The sequence below is a fragment of the Agarivorans aestuarii genome, from assembly GCF_019670125.1.
Lineage (GTDB): Bacteria > Pseudomonadota > Gammaproteobacteria > Enterobacterales > Celerinatantimonadaceae > Agarivorans > Agarivorans aestuarii.
On sequence record NZ_AP023033.1, the window covers coordinates 4,451,004 to 4,471,415 of the forward strand.

20 protein-coding genes are annotated in these 20,412 nt (G+C 46.2%); 6 read left to right on the top strand and 14 right to left on the bottom strand.

Features of this window, described 5'->3' with window-relative positions:
- The first annotated feature begins 77 nt into the window (after nt 1-77).
- Complete coding sequence (rarD, locus tag K5609_RS20570; RefSeq protein WP_221077323.1) at nt 78-977, top strand: EamA family transporter RarD; 900 nt, start codon at nt 78-80, stop codon at nt 975-977.
- Nucleotides 978-1,010: 33 nt separating this feature from the next.
- On the opposite strand, the gene uvrD is transcribed toward rarD, so the two are convergent.
- Genes uvrD through lptM form a run of 7 tightly spaced genes read right to left on the bottom strand, consistent with a single transcriptional unit; the run spans nt 1,011 to nt 7,785 of the window.
- A complete protein-coding gene (gene uvrD / locus K5609_RS20575; protein WP_221075254.1) occupies nt 1,011-3,185 on the bottom strand; it encodes a DNA helicase II in 2,175 nt (724 codons plus the stop codon).
- A 33-nt stretch (nt 3,186-3,218) separates the two neighbouring features.
- The gene (locus tag K5609_RS20580; RefSeq protein WP_221075255.1) at nt 3,219-3,938 is read right to left on the bottom strand and encodes an HAD-IA family hydrolase; all 720 of its coding nucleotides are present in this window, start codon (nt 3,936-3,938) and stop codon (nt 3,219-3,221) included.
- A complete protein-coding gene (gene xerC, locus K5609_RS20585; protein WP_221075256.1) occupies nt 3,939-4,835 on the bottom strand; it encodes a tyrosine recombinase XerC in 897 nt (298 codons plus the stop codon).
- 6 nt (nt 4,836-4,841) lie between these two features.
- The gene (locus K5609_RS20590; protein ID WP_221075257.1) at nt 4,842-5,543 is read right to left on the bottom strand and encodes a DUF484 family protein; all 702 of its coding nucleotides are present in this window, start codon (nt 5,541-5,543) and stop codon (nt 4,842-4,844) included.
- On the bottom strand, nt 5,540-6,370 hold the full coding sequence (dapF, locus tag K5609_RS20595) for a diaminopimelate epimerase (protein ID WP_221075258.1): 831 nt from the start codon (nt 6,368-6,370) through the stop codon (nt 5,540-5,542). The genes K5609_RS20590 and dapF overlap by 4 nt, the downstream gene beginning before the upstream one ends.
- A gap of 4 nt (nt 6,371-6,374) precedes the next feature.
- Entirely contained in the window at nt 6,375-7,628 is a 1,254-nt protein-coding gene (gene lysA, locus K5609_RS20600) for a diaminopimelate decarboxylase (protein WP_221075259.1), read from the bottom strand.
- Nucleotides 7,629-7,656: 28 nt separating this feature from the next.
- Nucleotides 7,657-7,785 carry an LPS translocon maturation chaperone LptM gene (gene lptM / locus K5609_RS20605; RefSeq protein WP_163130142.1) on the bottom strand — a complete coding sequence of 43 codons (129 nt, stop codon included), beginning with the start codon at nt 7,783-7,785 and terminating at the stop codon, nt 7,657-7,659.
- Nucleotides 7,786-7,859: 74 nt separating this feature from the next.
- Between lptM and cyaY the strand changes: the two genes are divergently transcribed.
- Nucleotides 7,860-8,183, top strand: a complete 324-nt coding sequence (cyaY, locus tag K5609_RS20610; protein WP_221077324.1) for an iron donor protein CyaY — start codon at nt 7,860-7,862, stop codon at nt 8,181-8,183.
- A gap of 121 nt (nt 8,184-8,304) precedes the next feature.
- On the opposite strand, the gene K5609_RS20615 is transcribed toward cyaY, so the two are convergent.
- The gene (locus K5609_RS20615; RefSeq protein ID WP_221075260.1) at nt 8,305-10,779 is read right to left on the bottom strand and encodes a class I adenylate cyclase; all 2,475 of its coding nucleotides are present in this window, start codon (nt 10,777-10,779) and stop codon (nt 8,305-8,307) included.
- 253 nt (nt 10,780-11,032) lie between these two features.
- Between K5609_RS20615 and hemC the strand changes: the two genes are divergently transcribed.
- The 4 genes from hemC to K5609_RS20635 are packed head-to-tail and all read left to right on the top strand — an operon-like array spanning nt 11,033 to nt 15,067.
- Entirely contained in the window at nt 11,033-11,959 is a 927-nt protein-coding gene (gene hemC, locus K5609_RS20620) for a hydroxymethylbilane synthase (protein ID WP_425514827.1), read from the top strand.
- A 9-nt stretch (nt 11,960-11,968) separates the two neighbouring features.
- Nucleotides 11,969-12,736: a uroporphyrinogen-III synthase gene (locus K5609_RS20625; RefSeq protein ID WP_221075262.1), complete on the top strand. Its 768-nt coding sequence runs from the start codon at nt 11,969-11,971 to the stop codon at nt 12,734-12,736.
- Nucleotides 12,723-13,898, top strand: a complete 1,176-nt coding sequence (locus K5609_RS20630) for a uroporphyrinogen-III C-methyltransferase (RefSeq protein ID WP_221075263.1) — start codon at nt 12,723-12,725, stop codon at nt 13,896-13,898. Before K5609_RS20625 ends, K5609_RS20630 begins: the two co-directional genes overlap by 14 nt.
- Complete coding sequence (locus K5609_RS20635; protein ID WP_221075264.1) at nt 13,898-15,067, top strand: heme biosynthesis HemY N-terminal domain-containing protein; 1,170 nt, start codon at nt 13,898-13,900, stop codon at nt 15,065-15,067. Before K5609_RS20630 ends, K5609_RS20635 begins: the two co-directional genes overlap by 1 nt.
- 58 nt (nt 15,068-15,125) lie before the next feature.
- On the opposite strand, the gene fre is transcribed toward K5609_RS20635, so the two are convergent.
- The 6 genes from fre to trxA form a co-directional block, all read right to left on the bottom strand.
- On the bottom strand, nt 15,126-15,821 hold the full coding sequence (gene fre, locus K5609_RS20640) for an NAD(P)H-flavin reductase (protein WP_221075265.1): 696 nt from the start codon (nt 15,819-15,821) through the stop codon (nt 15,126-15,128).
- A 4-nt stretch (nt 15,822-15,825) separates the two neighbouring features.
- Complete coding sequence (locus K5609_RS20645) at nt 15,826-16,098, bottom strand: 2Fe-2S iron-sulfur cluster-binding protein (RefSeq protein ID WP_221075266.1); 273 nt, start codon at nt 16,096-16,098, stop codon at nt 15,826-15,828.
- The gene (gene ubiD, locus K5609_RS20650; RefSeq protein ID WP_221075267.1) at nt 16,098-17,564 is read right to left on the bottom strand and encodes a 4-hydroxy-3-polyprenylbenzoate decarboxylase; all 1,467 of its coding nucleotides are present in this window, start codon (nt 17,562-17,564) and stop codon (nt 16,098-16,100) included. The genes K5609_RS20645 and ubiD overlap by 1 nt, the downstream gene beginning before the upstream one ends.
- 30 nt (nt 17,565-17,594) lie before the next feature.
- A complete protein-coding gene (locus K5609_RS20655) occupies nt 17,595-18,497 on the bottom strand; it encodes a hypothetical protein (RefSeq protein WP_221075268.1) in 903 nt (300 codons plus the stop codon).
- Nucleotides 18,498-18,536: 39 nt separating this feature from the next.
- Nucleotides 18,537-19,802, bottom strand: coding sequence for a transcription termination factor Rho (rho, locus tag K5609_RS20660; RefSeq protein WP_221075269.1), 1,266 nt, complete (start codon nt 19,800-19,802; stop codon nt 18,537-18,539).
- A gap of 201 nt (nt 19,803-20,003) precedes the next feature.
- Nucleotides 20,004-20,330: a thioredoxin TrxA gene (gene trxA / locus K5609_RS20665; RefSeq protein ID WP_221075270.1), complete on the bottom strand. Its 327-nt coding sequence runs from the start codon at nt 20,328-20,330 to the stop codon at nt 20,004-20,006.
- Nucleotides 20,331-20,412: the final 82 nt, after the last annotated feature.

The window sequence follows — 20,412 nt, forward strand, 5'->3', positions numbered from 1 at the left end:
ACTTACACCGCGAATATATGGCTGCATTGCCACCTGCCTGCTACACTACGCTGACTTTTCTTCCTTTCTCATTTTATATGCCTAATCAAGCCACTAAACACGGCGTTATATTTGCTTTAGCCGCGTACACCATGTGGGGAATTGCCCCCATTTATTTTAAGAGCTTAAGCGCGGTACCTGCCTATGAAATCTTGGCGCATCGGGTGTTATGGTCCTGCATTTTTGTAGCGGTGATGCTCGCCGTAGGCAAGCAGTGGTCGGCAGTTAGCGCAGTATTAAAACACCCTAAGCAGCTGGCAACTCTAGCGCTAACCTCACTGTTTATTGGTATTAACTGGCTAATTTTTATTTGGTCGGTAAACAATGACCGGATGTTGGATGCCAGCTTGGGCTACTACATCAATCCACTCTTTAATGTGGTGCTGGGCATGCTGTTCTTGGGTGAGCGTTTTCGCCGGGCTCAGTGGGCTGCCATTGGCTTGGCCTTAATCGGCGTATTGATTCAAGTAATTAGCTATGGCTCGCTGCCGTGGATAGCAATGAGTCTAGCAGTAAGTTTTGGCCTATATGGCTTATTACGCAAAAAGGTTAACTTAGGCGCTTTGCCTGGTTTGTTTGTCGAAACCCTGTGGCTATTGCCTCTCGCCATAGGCTATTTATGGCTTTTTGCTGATTCAGCCAGCAGCCAAATGGCCAATAACGATACTCAGTTAAACCTACTATTATTGAGCGCGGGTATCGTCACAACTGTGCCACTATTGTGCTTTGCCGCCGCTGCCACCCGCTTGCGCTTATCAAGCATCGGCTTTTTCCAATACATTGGCCCATCGCTAATGTTCATTTTGGCCACCAGCGTTTATGGCGAACCACTGGAGCCGATGAAATTACTCACCTTTGCCTTTATTTGGTTAGGCTTGGCAGTATTCACTTGGGATGCCATTGGCAACCAACGCAAACAAAAAAAGCAGCCTAGTTAGGCTGCTTTCATTATTCATAGAGTAGATCTAACTTTATAGGGCTTCTAGCCGTGCATAAGCCAATACCAGCCACTTGGCACCAGCTTCCTCAAACTGCACTTGTACGCGGCTTTGCTGACCAGAGCCTTCATAATTAAGCACAATCCCTGCGCCAAATTTAGGGTGCGATACCCGTTGCCCTAAGTTAAAACCGCTGTCGTCAAAGGCCGCTTGTTGTACTTGAGAAGAAAAGCGCCCTTGTTGCACCGGTCGGCTTACCGCAGTATTTAAACGCACTTCGTCCAAGCATTCGCTAGGTAACTCACGTAAAAAGCGCGACGGTGGATGGAATACTTCTTTGCCCCACAAACGACGACTCTCTGCATGGCAGAGGTAGAGTTTTTCCATAGCGCGAGTCATACCTACATAACAAAGGCGACGCTCTTCTTCCAAGCGACCCGACTCTTCTGCTGACTGCTGACTTGGGAACATGCCTTCTTCCACGCCCACTAAAAACACCACTGGGAACTCCAAACCTTTGGCGCTGTGCAAGGTCATTAGCTGTACAGCAGCTTCGTCGGCTTCTGCTTGGTTATCACCAGCCTCTAAGGCGGCGTGAGATAAAAAGGCTACCAAAGGAGAAAGATCTTGGTCTTCTTCCATTTGGGTAAACTGCTGAGTAGCGGTAACCAGTTCATCCAAGTTTTCTACCCGCGCCTGGGCTTTCTCACCTTTTTCGGCCTGATACATCGCCAACAAGCCAGAGCCTTTGATCACATAATCGGTTTGCTCACCTAAGACCATTTCCTGAGTTTGCAGCTTTAACTGCCCAAGCAATTCAACAAACTGTTTTACCGCATTGGCAGCCCGACCAGACAGGGCATTGTGCTGCAAGCAATAATCTACTGCTTGCCACAAACTTAGCTGCTGTTCGCGAGCCGCTTGGCGCAGCAGCTCAATAGTACGTTGGCCAATGCCACGGGTTGGGGTATTTACCACTCGCTCAAAGGACGCGTCATCATGGGGGTTACTAATCAACCGCAAGTAGGCCAGTGCATCTTTAATCTCTTGGCGCTCGAAGAAGCGTAAACCGCCATAAATCCGATAGGCCAAACGCTCTTGCATCAAGGCTTCTTCCAATACCCGCGACTGGGCATTATTACGATACAAAATGGCACAATCTGCCAAACTTGCGCCGTGTTGTTCTACTCGCTGTTGAATACGCGCTACCACAAAGCGCGCTTCATCGATGTCATTAAAGGCGGTGTAAATCGAGATTAACTCGCCTTCTTTATCGTCGGTCCATAGGCTTTTACCCATGCGCCCTTGGTTATTTTCAATCAGTTGGTTAGAGGCTTTAAGAATATTGGCGCTGCTTCGGTAGTTTTGCTCTAAGCGAATTGTATTCACCTTAGGCACATCTAGCTCAAAGCTTTGAATATTTTCAATTTTTGCACCACGCCAACCATAAATAGATTGGTCATCATCACCGACAATAGTGATGTTGTTATTGTCGGTAACCAGCATCCGCAACCATGCATATTGAATGGTGTTGGTATCTTGAAATTCGTCCACCAGAATATGGCGGAAACGTTGTTGGTAGTGCTGCAAAATATGTGGTTGCTTCAACCATAACTCGTGAGCGCGTAACAGCAGCTCGGCAAAATCAACCAAGCCGGAACGATCACAAGCCTGCTGGTAGGCTTTATAAATTTCTAACTGCTGACGCTCAATTGGGTTATTACTGTAATCAACATGTTCGGCGCGCTGCCCCTCGTCTTTACGCGCGTTGATATACCATTGCACCTGTTTGGCTGGCCACTGCTTTTCATCTAAGTTCATAGCTTTAATTAAGCGGCGCAACAAGCGGTATTGATCGTCGGAATCAATAATCTGAAAATCTTCTGGCAAACCGGCATCACGGTAGTGAGCTCGCAACAAGCGGTGCGCTAAGGAGTGGAAGGTGCCCATCCACATGCCTTGGAAGCGGCTGCCCACCAGTTTTTCTACTCGCGAGCGCATTTCAGCAGCGGCTTTGTTGGTAAAGGTTACCGACAGAATAGATAGCGGCGATACATTCTCAACCTGCATTAACCATGCAATGCGATGCACCAATACCCGTGTTTTGCCACTGCCCGCACCGGCCAGAAGTAACATATTGCTTGGCGCGGCAGCGACGGCTTCGCGCTGCTTTTCATTAAGGCCGTCTAACAGCTCGGAAATATCCATGGAATTCTCTTGAGGGGTAAAAACACCTGTATATTATAACAGGCGTTGCAGTTGTGCCAGCTGGCTTATTTCAATATCAGGAAGGGCTTGCAGTTTTCGGGCTTGCTGGCTGTTTTGATTAAGCCAAATGGAGCGATAACCAGCCTTGGTCGCACCCGCCACATCAGTAATGCAATGGTCGCCAACATGGGCAATTTGCTGCGGAGCCAGTTGTAATTGCTGACAAGCATACAAATACATATCTGCTGCCGGTTTTGCCTTAAACTCGCCACCCGCTTTAAGCTCTAACTCAAACAAACCGCCTAAGCCAATTTTAGCGATATCCACATTGCCATTAGTAATCGCCACTAGTCGATAACGTTTCGCCAAATTTTGCAGCAAAGTAAGGCTCTCTGCCGGTACCACAAAATCACTACGTACCGCTAAAAACTCTTGGAAGATATTCTCGGCTAAGTTACTGGCTTCAGCTTCCGCCATGCCATGCTCAGTAAAAGCCAAACTTAACCAAGCAACGCGGCAGGCACTAACATCACCCTTCAACTCGGGCTTACGTTTAATCACCTGGCGTTTGTAGCCCTGCCATTGGCTGGCAGTGAGATGAGCAGTTACATGCACTTGGTCTTTGAGGTAGTCGATTAACCATTGTTCGGCGCGCATGATATAGGGCCAGTTGTCATAGAGGGTATCGTCTAAATCAAAGGATAGTGCCTGTACCGGTGACCAACTTCGATAGAAAATCATGGAATCACTCACTTAAGATTTACGTTTTGCTCGCGGGTGGGCGGCATCGTAACTGGTGGCTAGATGGGTAAAGTCAAGATGGGTATAAACCTGAGTGGTGGCCAAATTAGCATGACCCAATAACTCTTGAACCACCCGCAAATCACCACTACTTTCTAGCAAATGAGTAGCAAATGAATGGCGTAATTTGTGAGGATGTAAAGTACTCGATAACTGCATTTGTTGCGCCCAGTGCTGCAAACGCTTTTGCACTGTGCGATGACTAATACGCTGCTGCCTTACACTCACAAACAGCGCTGGTTCTTCTTCATCCATCACCAATAATCGACGCTGTTTCAGCCAATGTTTAAGCGCTTGTTCGGCTTTGCTGCCAAAGGGCACCCAGCGTTGTTTATTGCCTTTACCGGTAACAATAACCTGCCGCTGCTTAAAATCGATATCTTGAACGTTTAAGCCAACCAATTCGGCTAAACGCATACCGCTGGCATAAAACAATTCCATCATGGCTAAATCACGACTACTTACCAAATCATCCCCCTCCATAGAGAGCAACTGATTCAACGAGTCTACATCGAGATTTTTGGGTAAAGGTTTGCTTTGCTTAGGTGCGGATACACCAACTACTGGATTAAAGCTGACCTTTTGTTGTTGCAATAAGTACTTAAAAAAACTGCGTAAGGCCGACAGCTTATTAGCCATTGAACGCGCCGATAAACCACTGGTTTTAAGCTTGAGCAACACACCTCGCACGTTGGCGCTGGTTACTTGTGACCAGGTTTCACAACCAAGGTTTTCGAGGAGTTTAGCTTGTTGCAATAAACTACGTTGATAGGAGCTAATGGTAGCAGGGCTATAGCGACGCTCCACTTCGAGTTGGTGAAGGAAGCGTTCTATATCATCCTGCATCATCGGCCGTTACTGCTCAGATTGAAGAGGAACTAAGCGTAATAACAAACTGCTGATAACCTGACATAGTTGAGTGAGTAATAAACTGTCCATACCGGCAACGTAGTGGTCAGCGTCACGACTCGCAGCCACAAAGAAACCCAACTCGGCATTGTGACCCAGAGGCATTAACGCTACCGAGGCAATGTCATCAGTGTTATCAAAGAGTAGTTCAAGCTCGCCCTTGGTCATACGGCCAAAGTAATGCGGCTGATGGCTCAAGCGGGTCACTCTTATCCGTTCAATCTGCTCTTGCTCTAGGCCATATTCTGGTGATAAGTCTTCGAGATTAAACTGTTGGCTTAGGCGCAACGATACTCGCTCTACCCCAAGATCATCCACTAAGGCGCGACTTAAGCGATGCTGTAACTCAGCAAATGAATCACAAGCCATTAAGTCAGGCAGTAAATCCACGTAAACATGGTATATGCGCTCGTTGAGGCTGGCTACGCTCATCAAATCGGTAATCTCTTGCTCTAAGCTCAGCACCTTGTCTCGCAAGCGCTGAACTTGCAGCTCAACCAAAGACACCGCACCCTTTTCTTTGTGCGGTAAACGCAGCTGTTTGATAAGGTTAGGATGACGCGCAAAGAAGTCTGGGTTATCGAGCAAAAACTCGACCACCAAAGTTTCATCGATTAGTAGTGGCTGGGATAGGTCGAACTCACTCATATATGCACCTGGCCGTCAAAAACCATTGTTGCTGGCCCGGTCATTTTTACCGGTTGGCCCTCACCAGCCCATTGAATACGTAAACGTCCGCCGGGCAAGTCTACATTGACAGTTTCTGACAATTTACCTTGCTGACGCCCAACTACCATAGCTGCACAAGCACCAGTACCACAAGCTAGGGTTTCGCCTACGCCACGTTCAAACACTCGCAGCTTAATGTTTTTATCGTCGATAATTTGGCTAAAACCCACATTCACTTTTTGTGGGAAACGCTCGTGTTTTTCTAAACGCATGCCCAAGGTTTCTAATGGTGCCTGAGCAACGTCATCCACTTCCAATACACAATGGGGATTACCCATAGATACAGCACCGGCAAACACAGTTTGTTCTTCATCACGTAGAATATAGGTTTTCTCGGCCTTTTTGGCTTTGAACGGAATTTTACTTGGCTCAAACTCCGGTACACCCATGTTTACGGTGACTTGGCCATCGTTCTCAACGTGCAATACTATCTTGCCAGACTTGGTGCTAACCCCAATGCTGCGTTTATTGGTTAGCCCTTTGTTAACCACAAAACGGGCGAAACAGCGGGCGCCATTGCCACACTGCTCAACTTCACTGCCATCGGCATTAAAAATGCGGTAGTGAAAATCTAATTCTGGATCATAAGGTGGCTCAACCACCAAAAACTGGTCGAAGCCAATACCAAAGTTACGATCGGCCAAACGGCTAATCACTTCTTGGTTAAAAAACACGTTTTGAGTGACATTGTCGATAACCACAAAGTCATTTCCCAAACCGTGCATTTTAGTAAAGTTTACTAGCATTGGCTTATCCTTCAGGCAACAGCGTTTCGCCGGCCCAAAGTGATTCTAGTACTTCACGCTCTCGCACTAGGTGAGCCTTATCGCCGTCTACCATTACCTCGGCAGCTCGACAGCGAGAGTTGTAATTTGAGCTCATGGTAAAGCCGTAGGCTCCAGCAGAGCGCACCGCAATGTAATCATTTGGTTCAATGGCTAATTCACGGTCTTTACCTAAGAAGTCGCCGGTTTCACATACCGGGCCCACAACATCGTAACTTGCTGTCGCGAGTGCTGGCTTGTTAATGACTGGCACAATACGTTGCCACGCACTGTACAAAGCAGGACGAAGTAAATCGTTCATGGCCGCATCAACAATGGCGAAGTTTTTACTCTCCGACATTTTTAAGAATTCAACTTTAGACACCAAAATCCCAGCATTTGCCATAATCGCACGGCCTGGCTCAAACAATAATTTAAGCTTACGGTCGCCTAAGCGCTCAGCAAGAGCACTGGCGTAATCAGCTGGCTCTGGTGGCACTTCGTCGTCGTAGTTAACGCCTAAACCGCCACCTACGTCGAGGTGCTCAATCACAATGCCTTGCTCAGCTAATTGATCGATAAGCGCAAGTAATTTGTCGATAGCTTCAACAAACGGTGCAATCTCGGTGAGCTGAGAACCAATATGGCAATCTACCCCAACCAGCTTTAAGCCCGGTAATTTTGCAGCATAAGCGTAAGCTTCTTGGGCGCGTTCAATAGCGATACCAAATTTGTTTTCTTTTAAGCCAGTAGAGATATAAGGGTGAGTACCGGCATCAATATCGGGATTAATGCGCAAAGAAATCGGCGCTACTTTGCCAAGGCTTTGGGCAACTTTGCTTATGCGGTCTAGCTCTGGCTCAGACTCAACATTAAAACAATGAATGCCATGATTAAGCGCATCAGCGATTTCGGCTTCGGTTTTTGCCACACCAGAAAACACTACTTTACTTGGGTCACCGCCCGCTTCAATCACGCGGGCTAATTCGCCGCCAGAGACAATATCAAAACCCGAACCCATGCGAGCCATAATGTTCAATACTGCAAGATTAGAGTTGGCTTTTACTGCATAACAGATCAAATGTGGACGCTCGCCCGCCGCTTTATCAAAAGCTTTCCAATGACGCTCAATAGTGGCGCGAGAATATACGTATAGAGGTGTACCATAAGTACTTGCTAAATCAGCTACCGAGCATTGTTCAGCATGTAATTGCTCGTTTTGATAACTAAAAAAATCCAATGATCTGTCCTTAATTGTGTTGCGTTGCTTACTCGCTTGGCGTTACTTGCTCGGGAGCGCTCTGTGGCTCGGCTGGCGGGTGGGTTAAAGGTCCTTTTTGACCACATCCACTTAGGCCTATGCTTAGCAAAATAACGGCAATTGCTTGTTTGTTCATGATTAAGCCATGATTCTTTTTTGAATGCCCTCTATAATCCGCATTCGAAGCAAGAAAAGCAATAGGACAGGATGATTGTGATGAATGATAGCCAATATCACCAGCTAGTAGATGATGCCTTTGAACGTATCGAGCAAACCATGGACAGTGACGACTTCGATATTGAGTGTGACATCAATGGTGGCGTGCTAACACTTGAGTTTGAAAACCGCAGTAAAATGGTGATTAACAAACAAGAGCCTTTGCATCAGCTTTGGTTGGCCACTAAGTTTGGCGGCTACCACTTTGAGTGGCACGAAACCGAACAGCAGTGGATATGTAATAGAAGTGGCAACGAGTTTTGGACTTTGTTGGTAGAGTCAATCACCAAGCAAAGCGGTGAAAAACTGAGCTTCTAGTAACAAATCCTACAGCAATAAGATCAACTTGCCACTAGCCATAAACGACAGCGGTGTTGTTATGTTTAGGGGTAGCGGCAAGTTAGTATTAGGTTTGTTATAACAGAAGGAAGTAAAACGTTTAGCTACTGCGGTAAGATTCAACCTGCCACTGGCCGTCTACAGCAACAATGTCGTAAAACTGCGGCAAATTGAAATTAATCACCTCATGACGGGTACCATATTGCTCGCGCGAAGAGGTGTAAAAACGGTTAATGCCCTGCACTAACTCTTCTTTACTACCTTCAAAATCTTGATACATTTCGATGCGATTATGTTCATCCACAATGTAAATATTGAAACCTGTAGTGAGGTTTTCAAAGAAGTATTGGACCAAACCTTCACTGGCATGAGCTTCAACTATATTAGGCACTTTCTTGGTATTGCCAGCATTTAGCTGCAAAGGTAAACGCTGCAATTTGTTATTAGAAAGCTGACGATAAAACTCGACGCCGTTTTCTAGCTTCTTCACCGACACGCCGCGATCTTCAATAAACAGCCCGTATTTTTCACTGCCCAGAACAATGGTTTTAACAATTCGCTTATCCAAAGGCTGCAAACGGCTTTTAATGCTTTCTACCAGTAACTGCTTAAAGTTAGCGCCAATTTGCTCTTGTAAGTTCTCGCTATAACAAAAGACGTCGATATGCTCGGGAATATTGGCGTCACGATGCATCTTGCCCAAAATAGTTGTGAGCGCATCAACTACCGCACTGTCGCCAGAAAAATGCAGAGTTCTAATCTCATTCCAAGTATTGCGGTAGACCAGATCAACCGAGCCTACCAAGCAATCGGAATCACGACCAAAGCTAAATACATCGGTAGAAATTGCATCAAACTCAATCACCTTGCCACCCCAGTTAGCGGTAGGGTCTTTTTCAAGGTTGATAAACACCCCAAGGTGGCGAATTTCACAGGGTCGAGTTAGAGCTAGGTTACTTGCCGCATCTACGTTTACCGGAAAGGCGCGGCGTAAATCTTCGGAAAATTGATTCAGCGTATCAAGATTTAAGTCACCCGGGTGAGTATGCAAGCTAAGCTGAGTTTGATCAGTCTTAAGCTGATTGAAATAACTCCAGGCCAGTAACTTGGAAATATAGGTGGCGTGCTCCAAAGGAGGCTGGCCTACGATCTCTAAGCCAGTTAAAGGCTGCTTGTATATATACCAACCTTCGGCGCAACTGCGACCTTTACCCACATGAATAAAACTAAGGTTCGCTTCCGATAAATCGGGAGAAATCTGTGGGTTAATTAAGGTTACTTTTCCCGGCAAGCTTTCAAAGGCAGCGTAGAGCTTACGCGACAAAATGCCAATATCTTCCGGGTTAATCGACTCACTAATGTCATTACGTCGAGCGAAGCGAATGAGGTTACGATAGCTAAGCATCAGGGCATCAAGCAACTCACTGTGAGCGAGGCGCACGTCTTGCACTTTCCAGGCTCGGCGTAAATTTAGGTGCTCAATTTTCTGCTGCGGCCATTCCCACTGCTTCACCAGTTTAGCCATAAAGCGCTGCTGCCAAGTTAAAGAACGCACATCTAACAAGTCACTAGGCAGCGGGCTACATTCGCAGTTCTTCAAGTAAAAACAACGACGCACTAAATCAAGGCGCGCGTAATCTTCAATAGACTCTAGATATTGGGTCACCTTGTTGAGCATCAAGTAATAGGCATCTTGCTCGAGGCCAAACTCTTCACCTTGCTGCATTAAACGCTTGGCTTCTACCGCCAATAAGCTAGGTCTTGGATAGTCGGCCGAGTAGGCTTCCATTAACATGGTTTTAAGCACGGCTTTGTAAGGAGAGTCGATACCTTTATAAAGCTGCCACAAACCAGAGCCAAAATACTCTTCGGCAGGAATGGTGTCTAAGCCACCTAGATCTAGCCACTCTTGGTGATTGAATACGCCTAGTTCAAATTGCTGCTGCACAAAGCTGTCGTAGCTTTGTTCTAAGTCACTAGGTACCGCAAACCAAACTAACTGCTTACCCGCTAAGGGCAGGGCGGTACGGTAAAACTCGTCGAGCAATAACAGATGCTGAGCACTGCCACAGTTGTCTTTAGACAATTCGCTAATAGAACCGGTTTTAAACTGGTTCTCTTGCACCATGAAGAAGTTAAGTTCAACTCCCTGATGGGCGGCCCAAGAAGAGATTTGCTCGCACTTTTCAGCCAACAAAGCCACTCGCTCTGCTGCTAGGTCGGTGTTGTGGCATACCCAAACATCTAAATCGCTAGATTCAGTTTGACCAACCGTGGCTGTGCTGCCCATGGAATACAAACCAAGAATGTCAGTTTGCTCAGGCTCTTCTGGGCTACATAAAAAGTGTTGCTGCAAATAAATGCCGTGGCGCGCACTTGGCGAAAATTGACATACGCCGCTAGGCACGTCGCCTTCAATAAAACCAGGGATACAAGGGTGCGAGTAATGCAACATCGAAGGCAGCAGTTCAAATACCTGCTGTACAGCGGCTGGCATTGTTTGCAATGCTAGCTGCTTCCGCTGTTGATTAGTTTGGTTGGCCTTCTCTAACAGAGTGGCAATCGTATCTCGCAAGTTTAAGTTACCTAGCTTTATCGCGTTTGTATTTAATGTAATTTAGACATCACTAAAGTGTGATCATCTTAACAGTTAGTATAATAGTGGTAAACAGATACGCACACTTTTAGTGGGTATATTTTAAGCAAGTTACCCTCACAAATACCTAAGCTAAAACAAACTTTTGGCTATTTTTAAGCCAGCAATGCTTACTTGGGCTATAAACTAACTGGTGATACTATCTCCGGATAAATAATAGAGGTAAGTGTTTGTGAATAAAGTCAGAATTGCCACGCGCAAAAGTCCATTAGCCATGTGGCAAGCCTATTTTGTGAAAGCTGAGTTAGAGCGTCACCACCCAAGCATTGAAGTAGAACTTCTGCCAATGAGCACCAAAGGCGACAAAATACTCGACACTCCTCTGGCCAAGATTGGTGGTAAGGGACTATTCATTAAAGAGCTTGAAGTAGCAATGTTGGAAGGTTTGGCCGATATTGCAGTGCATTCGATGAAAGATGTGCCAATGGAATTTCCTGAAGGCTTAGGTTTGCACTGCATTTGCCAACGCGAAGATCCACGAGATGCCTTTGTAAGCAACAATTACCAAAACCTAGCAGACTTACCTAAAGGTGCGGTTGTGGGTACTTCTAGCTTACGCCGCCAATGCCAACTTAAAGCGCAACGTCCAGATATCCAAATCAAAGATTTACGTGGCAATGTTAATACCCGATTAGCCAAACTAGATGCCGGTGAGTATGACGCAATCATCTTAGCCAGCGCAGGTTTGCTGCGCCTAGAGATGCAAGACCGCATTAAAGCCTATATCGAACCTGAGCAAATTTTACCTGCTGGGGGCCAAGGCGCTGTAGGTATAGAGTGTCGTAGCGACGACCAAGCCTTACTTGCATTGCTTGCCCCTTTGAATCACTCAGCAACAGCAGTACGAGTTACCGCAGAACGGGCCATGAACCGCCGTTTAGAAGGCGGCTGCCAAGTACCTATTGGCTGCTACGCAGAGCTTAAAGATGATCAATTGTTTGTTCGCGGCCTAGTGGGTGCGGTAGACGGCTCGACAGTGATAGAAAAACACATTACTGGCAGCAGCCAGCAAGCGGAACAGCTTGGTTTGCAGCTTGCTGAACAGCTGTTAGATGCGGGGGCTGAACCGATCCTTAAGGCGGTTTACCAAAAAAAATAAGAGGTAGTGGTGCAGGTACTTGTAACGCGGCCCGAGCCGCATAATCAGCGTTGCGTAAGCATGTTACACGTCAATGGCCATCATGCCATTGCCGCACCGATGGTTAAGATTACTGCCAGTGAGCAAATCGCCGAGTTACCTTCACTGATTCAAAGCGTTGATGGCAACAGCCTCATTATCGCTGTTAGCCAATATGCCGTTGAGGCTTGCCAAACCTACCTCAGCCAACAAGGCCTAAGTTGGCCCCAAAACTGTCAATACTTAGCAGTGGGTAAAGCCACTACCGAGTGTTGGCGGCACTATGGCGTAAACGCTAAGGTTCCTGCGCGCCAAGATAGTGAAGGCATGCTTGAGCTAATTAACCATCAACTGCAAGGTATTAAGCAGGCGCATATTCTGCGTGGCCAACAAGGCCGAGAATGGCTAGCAGAGCAGCTCCAAAAACAAGCCATTCAAGTTAACTATCTCACCTGTTATCAACGCCAATTGCTGCACTATTCATCGCAACAACTTGATCAATGGCGGTCACAGATCAACACTATTGTGGCGACAAGTGGTGAAATTTTGAAACACCTTACTACCCTTATGAGTGAACCTAAGCAACTAAGGTGGCTAAAAAATACCAAACTATTGGTACCCAGCCAGCGTTTGCTTGAATACGCAAACAGCTTAGGTTTTATGCATACAGTATTGTGCGACGGCGCATCAGATAAGGCTTGCATCGACGCGTTAGCGCGAATGCAGTCATCTGCAAGGAATGAAAATGACCAAAAATAAACAATCAGATAGTCAAACAAAGGCTACCGACATTAGCGATTCTAGCAGTGCTAAAGAACAACCAACCAGCAGCGCTGCCGCTGCGCCTCCCCCTAGCAACACACCATCAGCTCCTGCCAAAGGCGACAAACTAGCAAAAATATTGGCCATTGTTGCCATTATTCTCAGCCTATCTATTGCTGTAGGTTTATATTGGCATGGACACCAATTTAGGGAGCACGCAGATACTCAACTACAACTTTTAAAAACCACGTTACAAGCTAAAGAACAAAACCTAATTAGCGCGCAAACTAGCAGCAATAATCAAATCAGTGAATTATCGCAAAGTGTTGCAGGGCAAAATCAAGCCATGGCCGCTTTGCAAGCTCAGCTAGAACTCACCGAGCAAAACCGCAAAACCATTGAGCGACAGCTAGCATTACTAAATATTAAAGACGCCAATCACTGGCGCTTAAACGAAGCCAACTACTTACTGCAATTAGCTGCTTACAAATTGTGGCTAGAGCAAGATCCAGTTACCGCCATCGCCCTACTCACCGAGGCGGACAACAGCATTAACAACGCCGATGACCCACATTTATTGCCACTACGCCGCGCCATTAATGTCGACGTACAGCTACTTAAAAGCATCCCTCTGGTCGACAAGGAAGGCATCGCCTTTCGTTTAGAAGGTATTTTACAGCAAGCAGAAAGCCTACAACTGGCCGAGATAGAACTGCCCGAAGTGGTTGCCGCCAAAGACAATCAACTCAGCGCAGATAGCGCCGATTGGCAAGACAATCTAGCCAAAAGCTGGCGTAAGTTTAGCGAAAACTTTATTACTGTGCGCCGCCGCGATGGTCAAGTAGAGGCTCTTATTGAGCCACAGCATGCTTGGTACTTAAAAGAAAACCTGAAACTACAATTACAACAAGCCGAGCAGGCATTGTTCCGCTCGCAAGGCGAACTATTTAAAGCCAAATTACAACGCGCCGAACAATGGGTGAGTGAATTTTTCATTCAAAACTCCCAAGCTCAAGCGATGATTGAAGACTTAAAGCAGCTACAACAACTAGAAATTGTCGATAAACTGCCTGAACAACTAAGCAGCCTAGGCGCCGCCGAACAAGCGATTAAAGAGCGCCAACAACGCTTATTGCCTTCCTTAGAAGGAGCTGAGTAATGGTCAAGATTATTATTCTTCTAGTGTGCATCGCGCTGGGTCTGGCGCTAGGCCCGCAGCTTGCTGGTAACAAAGGCTATGTGCTGATTGCTTTTGATAACTACACCATCGAAATGTCGGTAACCAGCGCAATATTCCTAAGCTTTATTTGCTTTTGTGTCTTGTTGCTCAGCCTATGGTTAGCCCGCTGGTTATGGTTAAGTTTCTCACGCAGTGGCGCTTGGTGGGGCCACCGCCGTAAGCAAAAGGCCAATACCCATACTCAACAAGGTATGTTGGCGATGATGCGAGGCGACTATCAAAACGCGGAGAAATTAGTTAGTAAAGCCGCCAATTTAAGTGATGCGCCAGCGCTTAACTATTTAACCGCTGCCGAAGCAGCTCAAGAGCAAGGCCAAGATAAAAAGCGCGATAAGTACTTAGAGCAAGCCACTCGTATTACCAATAACGATGCGGCGGTATTGGTTACTCAGGCTCGTTTGCAACTCAAGCAACAAAACTACAGCGCCGCGTTAAGCAGTATTGAACAACTGCCACACGAGAACCTCAAGCAAGATGCAGTAAAGCGCATGCTGCTTACTATTCTACCTGAGCTTGGCCTTTGGCAGCGTTATATCGATTTACTACCGTTAGCGCTAAAAGTTGGTTTAATCGACAATGCTCATTATCAAGTTGAGTTATCTAGTGCCTACAAAAACCTATTTTTGGAATTGGCCAATAGCCAAGGCTCGGATGCGGTAGCTAAACACTGGAATGGCATGCCGCGTAAGCAAAAGAAACAAATGACTATTGCTGCGGCGGCTTGCCGCGCGCTAATCAGCTCTGGCGACAATGCAGCAGCGTATCAGCTGCTCGGCGACCTTATAAATCGCCATCTTGATAGCGAATTACTCGACGTGGCAGCAGAGCTGCATTTAAACGATCCTCATCCATTATTGCAGCAGCTTTCTAGCTTGCGCCGCAAGCACCCAGAAAATGCAGTATTAATGCGCTTAATTGGCCAGTTACATTTGCAACAGCAACAATGGCCCGAAGCCAAAGAGTTATTTGAGCAAAGCATGAAGCTGGCCCCAAGTGCCGAGTGCTATCAAGGTTTGGCCGAAGTTCACCGCCAACTCGATGAACCCGAGCAGGCGATTCATTACTATCGCCAAGCGCTAGCTATTTAGGTTTGTCTCAAACACAAAAAAGGCGAGCTTAGCTCGCCTTTTTTACGCTCTAAATACCTTAGATAAATTCGTAAGCATCGCCATGTAATTGCTCTATCGGTAGCCCTTGCTTAATAAAAGCAGTACGCGCGACATCGGCCATTTCAAAACGGCCAGCAATGTACACCTCTAGGGCGCTCATATCGGCAAAGTCTTCAAGCACAGCTTCGTGCACCAGACCTTTTTTACCAGTCCACTGCGGCATAGCTTGCTCAAGCACTGGCACAAATTTAACCTGATCTAATTCTTCCCATTGGTAAGCTAACTCATGCAAATACAAACCACCTAAGTTACGACCGCCCCAATACAAATAAATCTCGCGATCTTGCTCAGTATCAACAATATGTTCGATGATCGATTTAGCATAAGAAAAGCCGGTACCGCCTACCATTATCAAAATAGGTCGCTGGCTAGTTTCATCAAAGCCGGCATTACCAAAGGGCATTTCAACTTCAATCTCACCACTTTTCTTCAATTTATCGATGACTTGTCGGGCATAAGGGTTACCTTCTGGCGCACCAATATGCAGTTCCAATACTTCACTTTGCTCGGGTGAACTGGCTAATGAAAACGGTCGTTTATCGTCTTCTGCCATAACAATTTGTAGATACTGGCCAGCCACAAAGCTCTGGCTCTCTTGTGGCTGTAATTCAACATTAAAAATATCATCTAAAATCGGCGAGACCGATGCAACCTTGCAACTAATGCGCTTCATACTTTCACCCTTCTAAACTTATATTCAAATCTGATTTTGCACTGGCTAGGCAAGCTAAGAACCAGCCTTTGGCTTGTTCTGCTTCACTTAGCATTGGCGCCATTCCAAGGTAAATAATCTCGCCGGATGTACACCGGGCCAAACAACTGCAACAGCCACCTTGGCGACAACGATGTGGCCAATCGATGCCCTGTGCTAAGGCTGCTTCAAGCACTGTTTGCTTGTGCTCTACACTAAACTCTTTCTGTGCAAGCCTTACTCGAAAATAGCTGGCCATTAGTCTATGCCTAATTGCGCCCAAATACTATCGACACGCTGTTTCACTTCGGGAGCCATTTCAATCACTTCGCCCCACTCTCGATTAGTTTCACCGGGCCATTTATTAGTCGCATCCATTCCCATTTTGGAACCTAAACCAGAGACTGGTGAAGCAAAATCCAAGTAATCGATAGGCGTATGGTCGATTAAGGTGGTATCGCGCGATGGATCCATTCGCGTAGTAATGGCCCATATTACATCCTGCCAAGAGCGCGCGTTGATATCATCATCACAAACGATGACAAACTTGGTATACATAAACTGTCGTAAGAACGACCACACACCCAACATCACCCGTTTTGCATGACCAGGATATTGCTTTTTAATCGTAACCACGGCCATTCGGTAAGAGCACCCTTCTGGCGGCAAGTAAAAATCCACAATTTCTGGAAACTGCTTTTGTAGAATAGGTACAAAGACCTCGTTTAAGGCAACGCCCAATACAGCGGGTTCATCGGGTGGACGACCAGTGTAGGTGCTGTGGTAAATGGGATCTTTACGCATCGTGATATGCGTGATGGTGAATACTGGAAACTCGTCCACTTCGTTGTAATAACCGGTGTGGTCACCATAAGGCCCTTCTGGCGCCGTTTCATTGGGCTCTAAATACCCTTCTAAAACTAATTCAGCACTGGCCGGCACTTCTAAGTCATTACTTATACATTGAACCGTTTCGGTTCTACCGCCTCGCAGCAGGCCGGCAAAAGCATATTCGGATAAGGTATCCGGTACCGGTGTTACCGCACCCAAAATGGTCGCGGGATCTGCGCCCAAGGCCACTGACACAGGATAAGGTTTGCCAGGATTAAGCTCTTGGAATTCACGAAAGTCTATCGCGCCACCGCGATGCGATAACCAGCGCATAATCAGTTTGTTTTTAGCTAGTTTTTGCTGGCGATAAATACCTAGGTTTTGGCGCTTTTTATAGGGGCCACGGGTAATAGTCAGTCCCCATGTAACCAAAGGCGCTACATCGCCAGGCCAGCAATGCTGAATAGGTAGTTTATCTAAATCAACCTCATCACCACTCCATACAATTTCTTGGCAAGGAGCTGAGCGCAGTTTTTTAGTTGGCATATTAAGTACTTGCTTAAATATTGGCAGCTTTTCCCAAAGCTCTTTTAAACCCTTGGGCGGCTCTGGTTCTTTAAGGTAAGACAGCCAAGTGCCTACTTCGCGCAAGGCTGATACCGACTCCTGACCCATGCCCAGCGCAACGCGCTCTGGCGTACCAAATAAGTTACCTAGCACTGGCATAGAATGGCCTTTAACGTTCTCAAACAGCAATGCCGGCCCGCCAGCCTTTAAGGTGCGGTCACATATTTCGGTCATTTCCAGTTCGGTAGATACTTCTACACTGATTCGCTTAAGCTCACCACGCTGCTCTAGCAAATCAATGAAATCTCTCAAGTCTTTATATTTCATTGTTATAACCTGGTCTTATAACTGTAGTGGCTATTGAGATTGCATCTCAATCATTACCATCGCAGCCAACTCTTGATGTTCTGATTCTCTAAACTGCGCCAAAATAAACTGGGCAGCGGGAGGATATACTCTACCTAAACGAGCAATCGCACTGTATGAAAAATACAACAATTCTGGATTTTCTGCTGCTCCGCGAAGCAAGTGATAGGCACGCTCTGCCGGTAACCGCTGAATAAGCCACTCAAGCAACGACACACTATATTGATCCATTGGCAGGCTCAGTACTTCGGCCAACGCTTCATCACTGCCAATACCTATTGCCATAGCAACTCGCACGTTATTATCTGGGAAATACAAACGCTCAGGCATATGCAGTTTTACATATTCAAGCTGCTCCGAATTTAACTGAGCAAAAGCACGCATTACATCCAGCTGCTGCGCCAATAATAAGGGATTGTTCTTTCGAAAGATCAGCGACCATTGGAATTCATCTCGAAGTAATTCACTGAGATAAAGTTGCGAGCGCTCGGCAGATAGCTTATTCAAAATTAAACTTCGTGCCAAAGCAGGGTAATCATAGCTAGGACGTATGACTTCGTAGCCATCAATCACTGCCGCTTCACGTACCACGGGTCGCTCAGACGCAAGCTCAAGTAGCCAGTTTTTTAAGGTTTGATCGGGAATATGCTTGTTTTGATGCAAATAGCGCAAGCTTTGAAAAAGCAAAGCTTCGCGGTCTTCAGGGCGCAAATTTGGCAGTAAGTCGATGATCCAAGCCGGTTGATTTTGCATCAGCGTATCTACGCTACGTTGCAATATCATCAATGGAACATCTTGGTAAAGCGGCTGGGAAAGAGGATTAGGACCTTGCTGCTCAGCGAGAACAGAAAATTGAAAAAATAGCCCTAAAACTAACAGAAAGCGTTTCATCATCCAAAATGAAACTGGCCGAATTAACGGCCAGTTTTTTGTTTATTTCTTCTGTGCTTTCATCGCGTTAAAGAATTCGTCATTGGTTTTGGTCATTGCCAATTTATCAATTAAGAACTCCATTGCGCCAGTCTCGTCCATTGGGTGAACAATCTTGCGTAAGATCCACATTTTCTGTAGCTCTTCTGCACTGGTGAGTAACTCTTCACGACGAGTACCTGAACGGTTAATGTCGATGGCAGGGTAAACACGTTTTTCTGCAATTTTACGGCTTAAGTGCAGTTCCATGTTACCGGTACCTTTAAACTCTTCGTAAATCACTTCGTCCATTTTTGAACCGGTATCTACAAGAGCGGTAGCAATAATGGTTAAGCTGCCACCTTCTTCAACGTTACGTGCCGCACCAAAGAAACGCTTAGGGCGATGCAATGCATTGGCGTCTACACCACCGGTTAATACCTTACCAGATGAAGGAATTACCGTGTTGTAGGCACGCGCTAAACGGGTAATTGAGTCAAGCAAGATGATCACATCTTTTTTGTGCTCTACTAAGCGCTTAGCTTTTTCGATTACCATTTCAGCCACTTGAACGTGACGGCTAGCAGGCTCATCAAAGGTAGAAGCAATTACTTCACCACGAACCAAACGCTGCATCTCGGTCACTTCTTCTGGGCGCTCATCGATCAGTAAAACAATCAATTCACACTCAGGGTGGTTAAACGCCACGTTTTGCGCAATGTTTTGCAGCAACATGGTTTTACCGGCTTTTGGCGGAGCAACAATCAAACCACGTTGACCTTTACCAATAGGTGAGGCTAAATCCAATACACGTGCAGTGATATCTTCGGTTGCACCATTACCTCGCTCCATGCGCAAACGGTCGTTAGCGTGCAGCGGGGTTAAATTTTCAAATAAGATTTTGTTACGCGAGTTCTCTGGCTTGTCGTGGTTAACGATGCCAATTTTAAGCAACGCGAAGTAACGCTCACCTTCTTTAGGAGGGCGAATCTTACCTTCTACCGTATCACCGGTACGCAAGTTAAATCGACGGATTTGACTTGGAGAAACATAAATATCGTCAGGACCAGCTAAGTAAGAGCTGTCGGCGCTACGTAAAAAGCCGAAGCCATCTTGCAAAATCTCCAGCACACCATGACCAAAAATCGCTTCGCCGCTTTTTGCGTGAGCTTTTAAGATCGAGAAGATAATGTCTTGCTTACGCAAACGGGCTAGGTTTTCTAAACCCATGGACTCGCCTAACGTAATCAGTTCATGGACGGGGGTATTTTTTAGCTCAGTTAGATTCATAATGGTGAGTTTTCAATTTTTATCGAAATAGGCTGACAGCAGCGTGAGTTAGGTAAAGTAGAGATGCTTACTCGACTGTTTAGCCGGCCAAGAGGTAGCCTTTATTACAGGCGTAGGAAAAATTCGAAAATAAAATTAGCACTAATGTGGAGAAAGATCCAGCAAAAGCAGGCAACGAATGTCGACCTGCTCACATTGTTACTACAGGTTTTCGTCTAAAAACGCTGTTAGTTGGGCTTTTGACAGGGCGCCAACCTTAGTAGCAGCTACTTTACCGTCTTTAAACAGCAGTAAAGTTGGAATTCCGCGAATACCAAACTTTGGCGGTGTGCCAGCGTTTTGGTCGATGTTTAGCTTACCTACCACTACTTTTCCGTCGTATTCTTCAGCTACTTCGTCAAGGATAGGGGCAATCATTTTACAAGGTCCACACCACTCAGCCCAGAAATCAACTAGTACTGGTGTGCTTGAGTTTAGTACGTCTGCGTCGAAGCTGTCATCGCTCAGCTGAACCAATTTATCGCTCATTTAATACTCCAAAATTCTATGTTATCTGTCTCGATAATTTCATGACTATTTGAAATGATCCGACCAATGAATGCAAGCCTAA